The following is a 16,701-nucleotide window of genomic DNA, read 5'->3' as shown; positions in this document are numbered from 1 at the left end:
GGGGCCCTCATGCCGGTTACTTTCGAACGATTGCTTCAAGCTTGAAGGGCGGCCAGATGCGCGTACACGCTTCAAAGCTCAGGATGCTCAGTGTCGTCTTTTGGATCCTGCTGCTTCCTTGCATGTTCTACAATTTGTATCGCAAATACCAATCGCTCGACGCGTGCCGATTCCAGCAGGTCGAATTGGAGGCCCTCGACGCCACGATTCGGGGAACAGGGAAATAGGGATGAGCAATATCGCGGACGCGGCTCCAAACAACATGAGGTACGGCCTCTTTATGGGTGCGGTTGGTATCCTGATGATCGGCTGGACGATCGCTTACGGGTACGCGAACTATCAAAGCGATGAGTGCTTGAAGAGTGCCAAGACCCGTATCGATAGCATTAGGACGCACATGGTGCCCGGCAACGCAGCCAAACAAGGAAAATAAGCCGAAAAGATTGCCACCTGAATGGCTGCGCCACGGTTCGTGACGCGCACAGGCCACAAATCGAGGCCGGCCAACCCTGGCCATTGTTCAGGAGTGGCGCGCCACGGCCGATGAAGAGGGGCACTATTGCTTCGCCGTGGCGCTATGAAGAACCATCCGAATTTGCGAAGAAGCCATCCCGAATACGCCGTGCAAACGCTACGCTTGGGGCACATGGCCGCGAAGTCATGCTCACGCAAATCGCCTTAGAGGAACTGATGTTTGCGAACCGTACCCGCTTCGGCGCCGGCGCTCTTGTGATCGCCGGGATCCTGTTCGTGCTCTACCCGGCACTTCGCCCGTTCTCCGACGAGCGGTCGCTGCTGGGCGCCGCGGCCTTTGGGTCTGGGGCATGGTTAGCTGCGCACATGCTTGCCATGGTGGCGTTTACGTTGTTGCCGCTGGGTCTGCTTGGGCTACAACGCTCTCTACTCGGGACGTCGGCCGAACGTCTGCTCTTTGTCGCCGTCGTCCTGAGCATGATTGGCACAGGCTTCACGCTGCCATTCTACGGCGGCGAAGCCTATGGCCTTCACGCGCTGGGGCAGGAAGCGCTGCGGCAGCACTCTGACTCTGCGCTCGGTCCGGTCGAGGTCATCCGTTCCGGCCCCGGGCTCGTCATGTTCCTTGCCGGCTTGCTGCTGCTTGCCGCCTCGGCAATTGCGACCGCAACAGCGCTTTGGCGCTCCTGTCGCTATCCGAAGACAAGCGGCGTACCCTTCGCCGTCGGGATGTCCTTGTACATTCCGCAATTCTTCGGCCCGCAGCCCCTCCGCGTTGCACATGGACTCCTGGTCGCAGTCGGCTGCGTGTGGATGGCCGCGTGTCTTTGGCGGCGAGAGCAGGTCGACCGGAATCGACAGGGTCTCTGCGAGGCGGGGCGGTCATGATTTTTCATGCGTACCCGGGGAATGACGCCTGCGCCGGAAAGTGCGCCTGCGGTCGCTGTATCGTGACCGGCGGAGAATGGCGCGCCACGGCCGATGAAGATGGGCACTATTGCTTCGCCGGGGCGCTATGACACCGCGGCCGCTCAAGCGATCCGGCCAGATAACCTCCGACCGACTGCGATCTTGCGCTACGCCTCATGGGCGGCTGTCCGCCCGATCTCGCCGGTGGTCCGGTTACCCTTCGGCTGCGGCCATTTCGATCAATCCCAGGAACGGCGCGATGGGCCACAAACTCCATCCCACGGGGCAGTCGACAAGCTTAGTTTATCCGCGGGCAGTATTGATCTCGCCCGTTTTGGTGCCACACCAGGCGATCGACCAATTCGTCTTTGTTGTGTAGGAATGTGACCTGTGCATCGACAATCCGAAGAAAGAATCGATTTTCGCTTTCAGCGAACAGTTCAAATTCGCTCTGGCCCGTTCCACGGCCAAACAGATGCCCATCCGCCGCGCGTATCGTAATGCTGAACGTTGGTGTGAGCTCATAGACGCCCCCGTAGCTTGCCAGCACTCCCTGATCTACGGTCACTTTCGGAAGATAATCTGCAACATTGAACGCCGGGTTGGCGAGGTGAAATCCGAGATCATCGATCATGTATATGGCGGTGTTCGACAACACGATGGCACCGGACTTCAGTTTCGTCGAAAAGCCAACGTGGCCGCAATAGCCGCCCGTGGCGCCGCCATGCCGGATAATTTCATCACCATTCGCCTTGCGTACTTGCCAGCCGAGATAATAGCTGTTGCCGAAGATATGGGGCCGTCGCGTCTCCAGCAGGAGCGCGGCGGCTTTGCTCAATTGGCCCTGCGGATCAGGAAGGCACGTCGCTCGCATGAACCGGACAAGGTCATTGGCCGTGGACCGCAGCGCACCGGCGCCGGCGATCGCCGGAGGCAAGTCCCAATTCATCGCCGGCTTGAGATCGGCACGATGGCCTTGAGCCAATCGTTCCTGCATTGACGGCGTCAAGCTGGCCCGCGTGTCGGCGAGGTTTAGAGGATCGCAGATGCGGGAAATGATCAGCTCTTCGTAGCTCGCGTTGGCGCGCAACGCCAGGACGTGGCCAAGCAGGCCAAATCCAAGGTTTGAATACGTTGAAATCGAACCAGGTTCATATTGCGGGTACGAGTTCGCAACGGCGCTGTAGAGTTGATCGGTCGTGAATGCTGCATAGGGATCGATATCATCCCTGAAAACGAAACCCGCCGGTTCGCGCGGAAGCCCGGACGTGTGAGAGGCCAGATGCCAGAGCGCGATCTGTTTGCCCCGACTCTCCGGGACGCGAACGCGATCTGGAAGATATTTCGAAACAGGGTCGTCAAGCGCAACCTCACCCCGCGTTACCATCTCCGCCAGCAAGAGCGCGGTGAAGACCTTGGTGATCGACCCGATTTCGAAAACGGTATCGCCATCGAGTGCGCGGTTATTCTTGCTGTCCGATTCGCCGTAAGGCACGATCCGCTGCGTATTCGCATCAAAGGTCGCCGCAACAATGCCAACACTTTGCCGGGTCGTATCGACGCGTTCGCGCAAGGCCGTGAGAATGTCGTCAGTAGAGAGCGGCGCGCCACCTGCGGTCTCGATGAATAGACCACTCGCCGCAGCGGTCAGCGCTGCAGCGGCTCCACCCAATGCGGCGCCGACGAGAAAATCACGACGTCCAATCATGAGCCCGCCCGCTCAAAAGTAATGGCCAACTACCAATGATTGTAGATAAGCTGTTCGGCACAGCAACATTACTAGCGCTGGCCGGCAATGACCAGGCGGTCAATTTTGACCTGGTTTTGACCCATACGATCACCGCTCCGGTCATAAGCTGCCATTGAAGACGAAGGCACATTTTTTACGCGATCCTGACCGGCTTTCTTGCCGATGTCCTGCAGTCTGTCCTGGGTGAAAAGACACGAGAGGCGGCGAAATGCTACCGGCACCAATCACTGATTGTTTCTACCGTTGTCGCGGGCTCTGCCTTCACGCTTGGGTCGTCGCGACTTTCGCAATCATGTTGGCCGCCGCTCCACTGCAGGCTTCAACAGCACCAAAAACGTCAGCGTGCGGATACCTCGCTGGTCTGATCGATAAGGCACCGCCATCAGAGCCGTTGTTCCTGCCCAGCTATCCGACCGTCGAATCGGGGCCTCTGCATGGCGCCGCCTACCTCTATGACAATGCGGTAGCCGCCATCGCGTTGGTCGGTTGCTCGACAGGGTGGTAGCCGAACATATCGAGCAGCGGCTATTGCAACCCATGCGTCTCGAGCAAATCCTGTCGCGTGTGCTCGACCGCCGCGAGGAGCGCGCGAAGCGCCGAACGACGCACATCGCCGAATTGCGCAAGCGTGCGGCCGAAGCGGAAGCCAAGCTCAAGCGGTTGTACGACGCCATCGAAAACGGAATCGCTGACGTGTCCGATCCGATGCTCAAGGAGCGTGTGACCGAGTTGAAGGCCATCCGCGACCAGGCCCGCGCCGACGCAGAGCGGGCCGAGGGCGCGCTCGATCGGCTCGGGTCGAGCATCACGCCGCAGGCGCTGAAAACCTTCGCAAGCCTGGCCCGCAAAGCGCATGCGAACCGAGTCGGGCGGCTACCGCCGTGACCACCTCCGTGCGCTGGCCCAGCGCATCGAGGTGGACCTGAAAGAAGTTCGCATTATGGGGTCAAAAAGCGCACTGCTTCGCACGCTTGTCGCCGCTTCGAGCGCAAAAACGGCAGGTTTTGGAGTGCCCAGTTTTGTACCGAAGTGGCGCGCCCGACACGATTCGAACGTGTGACCTTTGCCTTCGGAGGGCAACGCTCTATCCAGCTGAGCTACGGGCGCAACGAGGCCTCATGTAGCCGATTGGCGAGGGGCGGGCAACTGCTTCTCGCCGCGGCGGGCTAGGCCGATTTGTGCCGCCCGGGCGCCGGAACCGGGTCACGGCCGAGGCCGGCGAACTCGGCGAGGAGGCGTTCGGCGCAGATGACGCGATTGCAGCCGAGCCGTTTTGCCGCGTAGAGCGCGTGGGTAGCGCGCTTGGTCGGCCGCAGCTAACAGCCGGTCGGGACCGCCGTCGCTCTCGCCCGGGATGTGGCTGGCGACCCCGACGCTGAGGGTGACGTGGTCGCCAGCCCCCCGTGGCGCCATGGGCGATCCGCAAGGCCATGACGGCACTTCGGATCTCGTCGGCGACGGCACAGGCGGCATCGCAGCCGGCCGGTCGAGCGCGACCAGGCGAGGCAATGTCGCTTGGTCTCGTAAAAGGCCTATCAGTGCTTCGTTGTGCCGATCACTTCCGAGGCCGCGACGCCGGTCAGCCGCTCACAGGCCCTGTTCCAGATCACGACACGGCGCTTCGGGTCGATCACGAAGGTCGGCACCACCAGATGCTGCATCAGCCGCACGGAGTGGGAATCTGCGACGTCGATGGTTTTGTCCGGCTTCGCTATGTCAGGCCACCGCCGCGACGGGGGCGGCGCCGGCGCCGAACAGTCTGCGCACTTCGGCGGGCGGCTTCGCCGCGCTGAACAGATAGCCCTGCATCTCGGTGCAGCCGAGCGCGCGCAGCATCTCGCGCTGGGCCTCGGTCTCGACGCCTTCGGCGACCGTGGTCATGTTACTGGCCGCGGCGATGTTCACCACCGCCTGCACGATGACCGGCGCGCCGCTTGCCTCCGCCATATCGGCGACGAAGCAGCGGTCGATCTTGATCTTGTCGAACGGGAAGCGCTTCAGATAGCTCAGCGAGGAGTAGCCGGTGCCGAAATCGTCAAGCGCGATGCGCACGCCGATCGAGCGGAGTTGATGCAGGATGGAGAGCGCCGCCTCGTCGTCGCGGATCAGCACGGCCTCGGTGATTTCGAGCTCGAGCCGGCGCGGGTCGAGCCCGGAGGCGGCGAGTGCGCCGGCGATCTTGAGGGCGAGCGTGTCGCATTTGAGCTGCACGGGTGAGACGTTGACCGCGAGCCGCACATGCGCGGGCCAGGTCGCGGCCTCGTTGCAGGCCGTGCGCAGCACCCAATCGCCGAGCTCGTTGATCAACCCGGTATCCTCGGCGACCGGAATGAATTCGGCCGGCGACACCATGCCGCGTTCGGGATGCCGCCAGCGCAGCAGCGCCTCGCAGCCGGAGACCTCGTTCGTGCGCAGATCGACCAGCGGCTGGTAGTGGATCTCGAAACCGCCATCCACCAGAGCCTGGCGCAGATCCTGCTCCATGGTGAGGCGGGCCTTGGCGCTTGCATCCATCGCCGGCACGAAGAAGCGGTAGGTGCGCCGGCCGCCCGACTTGGCGCCGTACATCGCAAGGTCTGCGTTCTTGATGAGCTGATCGAGATCGGTGCCGTCCTGCGGCGCCAATGCGATCCCGATGCTGGCATCGGTCGAGAGCTGATGGCCGAGGCAGTGATAGGGGCGGCGGATCGCCTCGTGGATGCGGGTCACGAATGCCAGCACGTCGGTGGAGGATTCGATCCCCGTCTGGATGACGGCAAATTCGTCGCCGCCGAGCCGCGCGATCAGGTCGCCGCGCTTGAGGCAGGCGCGTATGCGTCCCGCGACCGCCTTCAACAGCTCGTCGCCGACATGATGGCCGAGCGAATCGTTGATGCCCTTGAACTCGTCGATATCGATATAGAGCAGCGCGAATTGCTGGCCGCCGCCGACCTTCTCCAGTTCGCGTTCGATCTGCTCGCGGAACAGTGCGCGGTTCGGCAGGTCGGTCAGCGCATCGTAATGCGCCATATGGGCGATCTTCTCATCGGCGCGCCGCTGTTCGGTGACGTCCTCGACGACATTGATGATGTAGCGCGGCTCGCCGGCCTTGTCGCGAATGCCGATGCGCCGCGAGGTGATGTGACGGGGTCCGGTCGCCGGGGTATTCCAGATGTGCTCATCCAGGAACAGCCCGTCCGGCGATTGCAGTAGCTTGTCGTCGTCCCGGGTGACGATCTCGGCAGCCGGCGCCGGGTAAATGTCGAACGCGGTCTTGCCGACGATCGTCTCAGCCGATTCGCCGAGTTGCTCCTCGGCTACGCGGTTGGCCAGCAGGTAGCGCCGCGTCCGGATGTCCTTCACGGTGATGCGCGAGGGAATGTGGTCGATGATCTCGCGCAGGAACGCGTGGTTGCGGTCCCGCTCCTGTTCCAGGTTGCGGCGCTCGGTGATGTCTTCGATCGTGGCGACCCATCCGCCCTGCGCGAGCGGGGTGTTGATGACCTGGAAGGCGCGGCCGCTGGGCAGCTCATGGACCCGCGTGGAGACGGTGCCTTCGGCGACAATTCTCATGACGTCGGCACAGAACGCCTCGACGTCGCCGCTGAATGCTCCGCGCTCCTTGCGATGGTGCATGGCCTCGTGAATGTGACAGCCGGGCTTGATGACGTCCGACGACAGGCCGAACATGTCGGCGTAGCGGCGGTTGCAGGTGACGATGTATCCGGCGGCGTCGTACAGGATCAACCCTTGCGACATGTTGTTCAGGGCGGTGTCGAGCCGACGCCGCTCCGATTCGATCCGCTCCTGGGTCTCGCGGTTCTGCCGGCTGATCTGGCGAATGATCAGGAACAGGATCAGCGCGATCACCGTCGCCGAAAGTGTCGCCGTGGTGACCATGAAGCCGGTCTGGTGACGCCAGTCCGCAAGCGCGGCGCTCATGGTGTTGGTCGCAACGATGACCAGCGGGAAGTGCGAAAGCGAAGCCGCCGAGCCGAGGCGGTCCTCGCCGTCGATCGGACCCTTGACGCGCAGCGTGTGCCGACCGCCGTCGGTCAGCATCTTGCGCATCAGCGGCGCGTCCCTGAAATTCCTGCCGATCAGCTCCTCGACATGCGGGTAGCGCGCCAGCATCTTTCCTTCACGATCGAACAGCGAAATGGCAGCGCCCTCGGCGAGCGCCACGGAGGCGAAATAGCGTTGATAGCTGTCGGGATCGATCCGGCGCACCATGACGCCGAGAAAGGTGCCGTCCGGCATGTTCAGCCGGCGCGCGACAATGGTCGTCCATTTTCCGATGACGTAGCTGCGAACGGATTCCAGCAGCACCAGCTCGGAGCGCGGATTCGATTTGAACGTCCGAAAATAGTCCCGGGACGAAATGTTGATGTTGGGCAGCGGCTGGGCGCGCGACCAGTTGATGATGTCGCCGTCCGCGTCGTAGATCACGATGTCGCCGAGATAGGACACCGCGCTGATCTTGCCCCTCAGCATCCGGTTCGCGTCGGGCCCCGACATGCGCTCGCGGAACATCGCCGGCGAGGTGATCTCCGGCAGGTTCATCTGCCCGATCAGCTCGGCGGCGACGACGTCGGAATCCTCGAACTGCTGGTCGAAATGGCTTGCGATCAACTGGACGGTATTTTCCAGCTCGCGCTCGCGGTTGGCCAGCGTGCGCTCGCGAAAGTCGCCGATGGCCATGGCGGTCACGGCGAAGATTCCGGCGACCAGCAGCGCGCCGCACAGGGTCAGCCACAGCACGGGTCCGCGCCGCACTGCAGCCTCCCAGCCGTCCTTCACGGCCAGAGCCATTCCCGTTGCCATTCTGGACAAGACTTGGCGCATTCCCCCTCCCTGGGGGAACAGGAATACTATGCACTGATGGCGAAAACCTTAGGAAAGCCAGTTACCTAAGGATTAAATCCGGTTGCGCCGTCGTGCCGGTATGCCGCAGCGCGGGAATCGCTCTGCGGTTGCGTGGCGCCCGTGCTAAGCGCTGCGCTGCATCATTAACGCCAGCTTAATGCGAGGTGTCCGCGCTCTTCTTGGCACCCGCATTACGCAGCCGTCCGACCACCCCGGTCGGGAAAAAATAGACGCTGGCGATGAAGAGCAGCCCGAGCCACAGCAGCCAGCGGTCGGGATGCAGCAGTCCCGGGAGCAGCGGCAATCCGGCTTCCGATGCCGCCTTGGAGGCGACGCCCATCAGCGACTGGAGATAGTTCTGGGCGAGGATGAAGATCGCGGCGCCGATGATCGCGCCATAGATCGTGCCCATGCCGCCGATCACCACCATCAGCAGAATGTCCAGCATGATCGAGAAGCTGAGCGAAGTGTCGGGGCCGGCATAGCGCAGCCATAGCGCGTTCAAGATGCCGGCGCCGGCGGCGACCAGCGCAGCGAGGCAATTGGCATAGGTCAGGTGGAAGACGGTGCGGAAGCCGAGCGCTTCGGCACGGAAGCGGTTTTCGCGGATTGCCTGCAGGACCCGCCCGAACGGCGAGTTCACCACCCGCAACAAAGCGAGGATCATCACGGCAGATGTGGCGAATACCAGATAATAGGTGAGGATCCGGCCGTTGATCTCGAAGCCAAGGAGATTCTTGGAGATCAGCACCGTGCCGGGCCTGAGCAATTCCGGCAGTTGAAAGCTGCGTCCGTCCTCGCCGCCGGTCAGCCAGGAGAGCTGGGAAGCCAGCACCTGGAAGGCGGAGGCGACCGCGAGCGTGATCATGGCGAAGAAGATCGCGGCGACCCGCAGCGAGAACAGGCCGATGGCGAGCGCGAGCAGGGCGGCGAGCGGCAGGCCGACCACGATGCCGGTTGCGACCGCGGCCCAATTCGGGCCCATCCCATACAGTGCGATCGCGATCGCGTAGCTGCCGATGCCGTAGAACATGGTGTGGGCGAACGACACCGAGCCGGTATAGCCGAGCAGCAGGTCGTAGGACGCAACGAGGGCCGCAAAAACGCAGATCTTGGCCGCGACGTTCAGCGCCTTGGCGCCCGGGAACAGGAACGGCGTCGCCGCCAGCGCCAGGATGATGACGACGAGAACGAGGGTGAGGACGCGGCTCTTCGGCGGATCGCCTGACAGGATCATCATCGGCTGGTCACCGCATAGAGGCCGCGCGGCCGCCACATCAGAATGGCGACCATCAGCAGGATGTTGGAGACGAGCGCGAGCTTGGGCACCAGGAAGCCGCCGTAGTTGGCGACCATCGCGACCAGGATCGCGCCGATGAAGCAGCCGCCGATCGAGCCGAGGCCGCCGATGATGACGACGATGAAGATCAGCACGGTGAGCTCGTCACTCATGGAGGCGTGGACCTGCTCGCGATAGAGCGCCCACATCACGCCGCCGAGGCCGGCGAGCGCCGATCCCGTCATGAACACGCCGAGGAACAGGCGGCGGATGCGATAGCCGAGCGCCTCGACCATCTCGCGGTTCTCGACGCCGGCGCGGATCAGGAGCCCGAGCTTGGTGCGGTTGAGCACGAGCTGGATCGCAATGAAGACGACGAGGCCGATCAGCGTCGCCAGCACGCGGTATTTGGCGATCGCGACGTCGCCGATGATGAAGGAGCCGCGCAGCGAGGTCGGCAGCGGCGTCGGGATGATCTGCGGTCCCCACAGCGCATAGAGTGTCTGCTCTGCGACGATCAGGCCGCCGGTCGTCATCAGGATCTGTTTCAGGTGCTGGCCGTAGACAGGGAGGATCAGCACGCGCTCGACGATCAGGCCGAGCGCGCCGGACACCGCCATCGACAGCAGCGCAGCCGGCGCCAGCACGGCCAGGTTCACCCACAGCGAATCCGCCTGCACGGAGGCTGCGAACGGCGCCAGCACCAGCGTTGCCACATACGCGCCGACCGCGATGAACGCGCCATGGCCGAAATTGAGCACGTCCATCAGGCCGAACACCAGCGTCAGTCCCGAGGCCATGATGAAGATCATCATGCCCATGGCGAGGCTTGCGGCGGTCAAGGTCAGCCAGGTGCTGGGCGAGCCGATCAGCGGGATCGTCACCAGCGCCAGCGTGATCGGCAGCAGGATCGGCGCGATGTCGCGCTTCGGCTTCGGCAGCGGATCGGTTGCAACAAGTTCGGTCACTGATGCGTCTCCAGGCTCAGACCGAGCAGCCGCTCCTGCAGCGGCACGTCGGACGCCAGGGCTGCCATGTCGCCGCGATGGACAATGGTGCCGTTGTCCATGACCAGCACGTTGTCGCCAAGCTCGCGGGCGGCGAAGAAATTCTGCTCGACCAGCAGAATGGTGGCGCCCTTGCGCTTGATCTCCTTGAGGCACTCGATCAGCGCCATCACGATCGCGGGTGCCAGTCCCTTGGTCGGCTCGTCGATCAGCAAGAGCTTGCGCGGCTCGATGATGGCACGCGCGATCGACAACATTTGCTTTTGTCCGCCCGAGAGACTTCCCGCGCGCGACAACCAGAACCGGCGCAGCGCCGGGAAGAAGCCAAAAATCCATTCGAGCTGGCTGTCGTCGAGCGGTCCGTCGCGCGCCGCCAGCACCAGGTTCTCTTTCACCGTGAGGTCGGAGAACACCGCCATGCTCTCCGGCACGTAGCCGACGCCGAGCCGCGCGATATCGGGCGTGGCGCGGCTCTCGATGCGCTCGCCTGCGAGGCTGATCTCGCCCCTCGAAGCCTGCCAGAGACCCATGATCGTGCGCAGCGTCGTGGTCTTGCCGGCGCCGTTGCGGCCGAGCAGCATGGTGGTCTGCCCTTGCGTAACAGCAAGATCGATGCCCTGGAGAATGTGATAGCGGCCGATATGGGTGTGCACGCCGGAGAGCTTGAGCAGGTCTGTCATGCTGCGCTCCCTGATGTCGCGCTCTTGGGAGCAATGCCGAGATAGGCCTCCTGCACGATCGGCGAGGCGATCACTTCGGCGGGCGGGCCATCGGCAACGAGTTGCCCGTTATGCAGCACGATGATGCGGTCGGCGAGCGATCGCACCACGTCCATCTTGTGCTCGACCAGCAGGATGATCTTGCTCCTGTCTTGCTTGAGCTGTGCGATCAGGTTCAGCACCACGGGCACCTCGTCGATGCTCATGCCGGCGGTGGGCTCGTCGAACATGAACACCTTCGGCTCCAGCGCGATCATCAGCGCGACTTCGAGCTTGCGCTGGTCGCCATGCGACAGCGCGGTCGCGGTGACGCCGCGGCGGGTGCCGAGCGCGACCTGGTCCAGGATGGCATCGGCGCGCGCGATCAGGTCGCGGCGGACCATCCAGGGCCGCAGCATGTCGTAATGGGTGCCGTTCGCGGCCTGCACGGCGAGGCGGACGTTCTCTTCCACCGTCAGGTTCGGGAACAGATTGGTGAGTTGGAAGGCGCGCCCCAAACCTGCGCGGGTACGCAGCGGCGCGGAATGCTGGGTGATGTCGGTGCCGTCGAACAGGACGCTGCCGTCGGACGCGCGCAACTGGCCCGAGATCAGGTTGAAATAGGTGGTCTTGCCGGCGCCGTTCGGCCCGACGATGGCGGTGAGCTCGCCCGGACGGAACGTGCAGGTGACGTTGTTGACCGCGACATGGCCACCGAAGCGGATCGTCAGGTCGCGCGTTTCTAACGTCAGGGCCATTTTAGGTCTCGATCGAGTCCGGCGAATGGGAACGAAGATATATCCGCGGTCACGCTGCGCTCCCTCCCCCGCTTGCGGGGGAGGGTTGGGGAGAGGGTGCTTCCGCCGGCGAGAACCCCCAAGAGGAGAGAACCCTCACCCGGCGCTTCGCGCCGACCTCTCCCGCAAGCGGGAGAGGTGTAGCACCAACGGCCTACCGTTTATTGCGGACCGGAACGTCCATGTCCTCGATCTTCAGCTCGCGCACCGGCTCGAGCACGGCCCAGGCGACGTTCGGATCGACCTTGACCTTGAAGTGATACATGCTCTGCAGCGCCTGATGGTCCTCTTTGCGGAACATCATCTTGCCCTTCGGCGTGTCGAACTCCAGGCCTTCCATGGCTGATATCAGCTTCTCGGTGTCGGTCGACTTCGCCTTGGTGACGGCGGCGACGACGGACATCGCGGCCGCAAAGCCGCCCGCGGTGAAGAAGTCCGGCGGTGCGTTGAAGCGCTTCTGGTGCTCGGCAACCAGCCAGTCGTTCACCGGGTTCTTCGGGATCGAATAGAAATAATAGGTCGCGCCTTCCATCCCGGGCAGACCCTTGTAGGCGGCCAGCGCCGGCAGGATGTTGCCGCCGGTCGACAGCTCGATCCCGTAGCGCTTCGGGTCCATGTCCTGGAGCTTGGCCAGCGGATTGCCGGCGCCGGCCCAGATCACCCAGATCACCTTGCGGCCGGGCTTGTCCTTCAGCGCGTCGAACAGGCGCTGGCCGACCGCGGTGAAGTCGGTGGTCGAGGTCGGCGCATATTCTTCCGCAGCGAGCGTCGCGCCGGTCTTGGCGAGCGCCTCCTTGAAGGCGGCGACGCCGTCGCGGCCAAAGGCGTAGTCCTGCGCCAGCGTCGCCACGGTGACGCCCTGCTTGCCGATCGCGACCGCGTTGGAGATCGCGTCCTGCGAGGAGTTGCGCGCGGTGCGGAAGATGTAGCGATTCCACTTCTCGCCGGTAATCTGGTCCGCGACCGCGGGCTCGACAATCAGGATCTTCTTGTTCTCTTCGGCGACAGGGAGAATGGCCAGCGCCGCGGCCGAGGAGGTCGTGCCGATCGCGATGTCGGCCTTGTCGTCCTGATAGGCTTCGGCGAGCGCCGCCTTGGAGAGGTCCGGCTTGCCCTGGTCGTCCTTGGTGATGATGACGATCTTGCGACCGTCGAGGGTCATGGTGCCCTTGGTGGCGTATTCGAATCCCATCTGCAGGCCAGTCTCGGTCTGCTTGGCATAGGCCTCCAGCGGGCCGGTCTTGCCGTAGATCAGCGCGACCTTGAGGTCGTCGGCCTTCACGGAGGTGCTCGCGGCCAGGGCGAGAATGGTTGTTGTTATGATGAGTGATCGACGCACGATGGTCCCTCCTGATTCAAAGTTTCTCGGCAATAGCGATTTGCATAACGTTCTGAACATTGCAATTGAACCTTCCGGCTGAGCCGCTGGCGTAAGACATGCATCATTTCCAGGCGTGACGCGGCGCGGGCTGCCCGCCGTGATCGGGCGCAACTCCCTCGAGCCGGCGCCAATCCGATTGGGCCTCTTCCGCGCTCTCGAAGATATGCGGCGCGACGCCGCGCCTCTCCAGGGCTTCGCCGAGCTTGATGCGCAGGAAGCCGGAGGTCGTGTAGCGCGACACGCCGGCATAGAAGCGGTCGACAAGGCTGCGGACCATGGCCGAGTAATCGTCCAGCAGCTCGGGCAGGACCGAGAAGTGGTCGTAATTGACGATGGCGTAGACCTTGTGGCCGAGCGGGGTGAGCCTGGCTTCGACCATCCGCGCGATGGCGTCGATGTCGGCCTTACTGCGCAGGGGATAGCGCTCCAGATTGACGAAGAACAGGTTCTGCTGCTCGTCGAGCGTAAAGCGCTGGTCGAGCGGGATGGCGAGCAGCCGCTCGCGCAGCTCCATCGGGTCGTCGCGGAAGATGCGTCCATCCATCGGAGCGGGATCGCGCGGAATCAGCGGCTTGAAGTCCATCAGGCGTAGAATGTCGCGTTCGATGTCGATGCCGGGCGCGGCTTCCGTGAGCTCGAGCCCGTCGGGCCGCAGTTCGAAAACGCAACGCTCGGTGACATACAGCACGCGCTGCCTGCGCGCGGCGGCGAAGGCGCCGCTGAAGGTGACGTGCTCGACCTTGTCGACGAATTTGCGTGCCGTCGCCTCGTCCAGGATCGAAAGTCTGCCGTCGTTCACCGCAAAGCGCTGCCTGCCGGCACCGAACGTGCCGACGAACACAACCTCCTTGGCATTCTGGCTGATGTTGATAAAGCCGCCGGCGCCGGCGAGTTTCGGCCCGAACTTGCTGACATTGAGATTGCCGGCGCGGTCGACCTGGGCGAGCCCGAGGAAGGCGGCATCGAGGCCGCCACCGTCATAGAAATCGAACTGATAGGGCTGGTCGATCACGGCCTGGGTGTTGATCGCCGCGCCGAAATCGATGCCGCTCGCCGGGATGCCGCCGATCACGCCGGGCTCGGCGGTCAGCGTGATGAGGTCGATGATCCGCTCCTCGTTGGCGACGGAGGCGATCCCCTCCGGCATGCCGATGCCGAGATTGACGACGCTGTTGGCCTTGAGCTCGAAGGCGGCCCGCCGCGCGATGATCTTGCGTTCGCTCATGGGCATCACCGGCAGCGAGGTCGTGCGGACCCGGATCTCGCTGCTGAACGCCGGATTGTATTGGGTGCCGAACGTCTGCCAGTGGTGTTCGGGCTTTGCCACCACGACGCAATCGACGAGGATGCCGGGGACCTTGACCTGGCGCGGATTGAGGCTTCCGCTCTCCGCGACCCGTTCGACCTGGGCGATGACGATGCCGCCGGAATTATGCGCGGCCATGGCGATGGCGAGCGCTTCCAGCGTCAGCGCCTCCTTCTCCATGGTGAGGTTGCCGTCGGGATCGCCGGTGGTGGCGCGGATGATGCCGACATGGATCGGGAAGGTCCTGTAGAGCAGGCATTCTTCACCGTGAATCGTGATCAGCTCCACCATGTCCTCGGTGGTGCGGGCATTGAGCTTGCCGCCGCCATGGCGCGGATCGACGAAGGTGCCCATGCCGACGCGGGTGATGTGGCCCGGACGGTGTGCGGCAATATCGCGGAACAGATGCGTGACCACGCCCTGTGGCAGGTTGTATGCCTCGATCTGGTTGGCGATCGCGAGCTGCTGCAGTTTTGGCGCGAGGCCCCAATGGCCACCGATCACGCGGCGCACCAGGCCCTCATGGGCGAAATGGTTGAGGCCGCGATGCTTGCCGTCGCCCTGACCCGCGGCATAGACCAGTGTCAAATTGCGCGGCTTGCCCTGGGTGTAGGGCGCGTCGTCCTCATGCGAGAGGTAGAGCTCCTCCAGCGCCAGCGCGATCTCCTCGGCAAAGCCGATGCCGACGAAGCCGCCGGTTGCCACGGTGTCGCCGTCGCGGATCAGCATGACGGCTTCCGCCGCCGTGACGACCTTGCCCTTCTCCGAATTGCGCAGGTAAGGCAACACTGGGTGCTGGCTCACGGCGTTCCTCCCGCTATCTGGACCGCATGCGTTTTGTTCTTGCTTTGCAGCCATCCTATCGCGCGGAGCGGTCATGGAACAGGCCGCTCCGCACCGATTGAATGGATCGGGCCGTTCAGCGCTGCACTATCTTGCGTGTTTCGGTCGCGAAGTAGACCGAGACGATGGTGACGAGCGCAAGAGCGATCATGTAGGCCGAGATCGGCCAGGTCGCCGGCGCGTAGGCCGTCATCAGGCCGGTGGCGATCAGCGGCGACAGCGCGCCGGCGAAGATCGAGGCGAGATTGTAGCCGAGCGAGACGCCGCTATAGCGCACCTTGGTGCCGAACAACTCCGACAGGAAGCTCGCCTGTGGGCCGTACATCGCGGCATGACCGATGGCCAGACCCAGCACGATCGCGATCCAGGCGAGTTGCGGGTTCTTGGTCGACAGCAGCATGAACAGCGGGAACGACATCAGCGCCGAGAACACCGCGCCGAAGATGTAGATCGGCCGCCGCCCGACGCGATCGGACAGCGCGCCGAAGGCGGGAATGGTGAAGGTCTCGATCGCGGCTCCGATCAGCACGCCGTTGAGCATGTCCTGCTTGTTCATGCCGAGCGATTGCGTCGCGTAGGCGAGCACAAAGGTGGCATAGATGTAGAAGAAGCCGTTCTCGGCGAACCGCGCGCCCATCGCCAGCAGGATGTTCTTGGGATACATGCGGATCGCCTCGACGATCGGCATCTTCACCTCCTGCTTGCTGTCCTTGACCTTCTGGAATTCCGGCGATTCCGCGATGGTGAAGCGGATCCACAGCCCGACCAGCACGAGTGCGATCGAGAACAGGAACGGGATGCGCCAGCCCCAGGCATAGAGCTGGGCGTCGGTCAGCATCGAGGACACCACCGAGAACACCAGCGTGCCGAGCACCAGACCGAGCGGGGCGCCGAGCTGCGGCCAGCTGCCGTAAAAGCCGCGTCTGTCCGCCGGTGCGTGCTCGACTGCCATCAACACGGCGCCGCCCCATTCGCCGCCGAGGCCAAAGCCTTGGATCAGGCGGCAGGTGACGAGCAGGATCGCAGCCCAGATGCCGGCGGTCTCGTAGGTCGGCAGGAAGCCGATCGCCGCGGTCGCGGCGCCCATGATCAGGAGCGTGAGATAGAGCATGGTCTTGCGGCCGATCTTGTCGCCGTAATGGCCGAACACGACGCCGCCGAGCGGACGCGCGATGAAGCCGAGCGCGTAGGTCGCGAATGCCAGCAGCGTGCCGACCGCCGGATCGAAGGTCGGAAAGAACAGCTTGTTGAAGATCAGCGCCGCCGCGGTGCCATAGAGGAAGAAATCGTACCACTCGATGGCGGTGCCGATCAGGCTCGCGGTGGCGACCGTCACGTGCGACGGCTGTTTCGCCTGAAGCTGATGGACTGAGATCGCTTCACTCATCTGGCGTCCTCCCTGTTTGCGAATG

14 protein-coding genes and 1 tRNA gene are annotated in these 16,701 nt (G+C 63.6%); 4 read left to right on the top strand and 11 right to left on the bottom strand.

Annotated features, from left to right (window positions below; all coding sequences use genetic code 11):
• The 3 genes from FXV83_RS43575 to FXV83_RS29575 form a co-directional block, all read left to right on the top strand.
• A partial coding sequence (locus tag FXV83_RS43575; RefSeq protein WP_210250771.1) for a hypothetical protein occupies nt 1-227 on the top strand: 227 nt, incomplete at its 5' end.
• A gap of 2 nt (nt 228-229) precedes the next feature.
• Entirely contained in the window at nt 230-433 is a 204-nt protein-coding gene (locus tag FXV83_RS29580) for a hypothetical protein (RefSeq protein WP_148743129.1), read from the top strand.
• A gap of 227 nt (nt 434-660) precedes the next feature.
• Nucleotides 661-1,362: a hypothetical protein gene (locus FXV83_RS29575; RefSeq protein WP_148743128.1), complete on the top strand. Its 702-nt coding sequence runs from the start codon at nt 661-663 to the stop codon at nt 1,360-1,362.
• Nucleotides 1,363-1,681: 319 nt separating this feature from the next.
• Here the strand turns inward: FXV83_RS29575 and FXV83_RS29570 are convergent, their stop codons facing one another.
• Entirely contained in the window at nt 1,682-3,091 is a 1,410-nt protein-coding gene (locus FXV83_RS29570) for a serine hydrolase (protein ID WP_148743127.1), read from the bottom strand.
• A gap of 528 nt (nt 3,092-3,619) precedes the next feature.
• Between FXV83_RS29570 and FXV83_RS29560 the strand changes: the two genes are divergently transcribed.
• The gene (locus FXV83_RS29560) at nt 3,620-4,018 is read left to right on the top strand and encodes a hypothetical protein (protein WP_187436252.1); all 399 of its coding nucleotides are present in this window, start codon (nt 3,620-3,622) and stop codon (nt 4,016-4,018) included.
• A 145-nt stretch (nt 4,019-4,163) separates the two neighbouring features.
• Here FXV83_RS29560 and FXV83_RS29555 read toward each other — a convergent pair.
• The 10 genes from FXV83_RS29555 to FXV83_RS29505 form a co-directional block, all read right to left on the bottom strand.
• A tRNA-Arg gene (locus FXV83_RS29555) sits at nt 4,164-4,240 on the bottom strand.
• A gap of 428 nt (nt 4,241-4,668) precedes the next feature.
• Nucleotides 4,669-4,794 carry a PAS domain-containing protein gene (locus FXV83_RS44350; protein ID WP_235940281.1) on the bottom strand — a complete coding sequence of 42 codons (126 nt, stop codon included), beginning with the start codon at nt 4,792-4,794 and terminating at the stop codon, nt 4,669-4,671.
• Between the two features lie 55 nt (nt 4,795-4,849).
• Nucleotides 4,850-7,957, bottom strand: a complete 3,108-nt coding sequence (locus FXV83_RS29545) for a bifunctional diguanylate cyclase/phosphodiesterase (RefSeq protein WP_187436251.1) — start codon at nt 7,955-7,957, stop codon at nt 4,850-4,852.
• A 175-nt stretch (nt 7,958-8,132) separates the two neighbouring features.
• Nucleotides 8,133-9,218, bottom strand: a complete 1,086-nt coding sequence (locus FXV83_RS29540) for a branched-chain amino acid ABC transporter permease (RefSeq protein ID WP_187436250.1) — start codon at nt 9,216-9,218, stop codon at nt 8,133-8,135.
• The gene (locus tag FXV83_RS29535; protein WP_148743122.1) at nt 9,215-10,225 is read right to left on the bottom strand and encodes a branched-chain amino acid ABC transporter permease; all 1,011 of its coding nucleotides are present in this window, start codon (nt 10,223-10,225) and stop codon (nt 9,215-9,217) included. Before FXV83_RS29535 ends, FXV83_RS29540 begins: the two co-directional genes overlap by 4 nt.
• Complete coding sequence (locus FXV83_RS29530) at nt 10,222-10,944, bottom strand: ABC transporter ATP-binding protein (protein WP_148743121.1); 723 nt, start codon at nt 10,942-10,944, stop codon at nt 10,222-10,224. The genes FXV83_RS29535 and FXV83_RS29530 overlap by 4 nt, the downstream gene beginning before the upstream one ends.
• The gene (locus FXV83_RS29525) at nt 10,941-11,720 is read right to left on the bottom strand and encodes an ABC transporter ATP-binding protein (RefSeq protein ID WP_148743120.1); all 780 of its coding nucleotides are present in this window, start codon (nt 11,718-11,720) and stop codon (nt 10,941-10,943) included. Before FXV83_RS29525 ends, FXV83_RS29530 begins: the two co-directional genes overlap by 4 nt.
• Before the next feature lie 193 nt (nt 11,721-11,913).
• The gene (locus FXV83_RS29515) at nt 11,914-13,098 is read right to left on the bottom strand and encodes a substrate-binding domain-containing protein (RefSeq protein ID WP_187436249.1); all 1,185 of its coding nucleotides are present in this window, start codon (nt 13,096-13,098) and stop codon (nt 11,914-11,916) included.
• A gap of 103 nt (nt 13,099-13,201) precedes the next feature.
• The gene (locus tag FXV83_RS29510; protein WP_148743118.1) at nt 13,202-15,250 is read right to left on the bottom strand and encodes an acyl CoA:acetate/3-ketoacid CoA transferase; all 2,049 of its coding nucleotides are present in this window, start codon (nt 15,248-15,250) and stop codon (nt 13,202-13,204) included.
• Nucleotides 15,251-15,365: 115 nt separating this feature from the next.
• A complete protein-coding gene (locus FXV83_RS29505) occupies nt 15,366-16,676 on the bottom strand; it encodes an MFS transporter (RefSeq protein ID WP_235940272.1) in 1,311 nt (436 codons plus the stop codon).
• Nucleotides 16,677-16,701: the final 25 nt, after the last annotated feature.

Source organism: Bradyrhizobium hipponense (genome assembly GCF_008123965.1).
In the GTDB taxonomy this organism is placed as follows: Bacteria; Pseudomonadota; Alphaproteobacteria; order Rhizobiales; family Xanthobacteraceae; genus Bradyrhizobium; species Bradyrhizobium hipponense.
The sequence above is the reverse complement of the archived record's forward strand: the minus strand, read 5'-3'. Positions and strand labels throughout refer to the sequence as shown.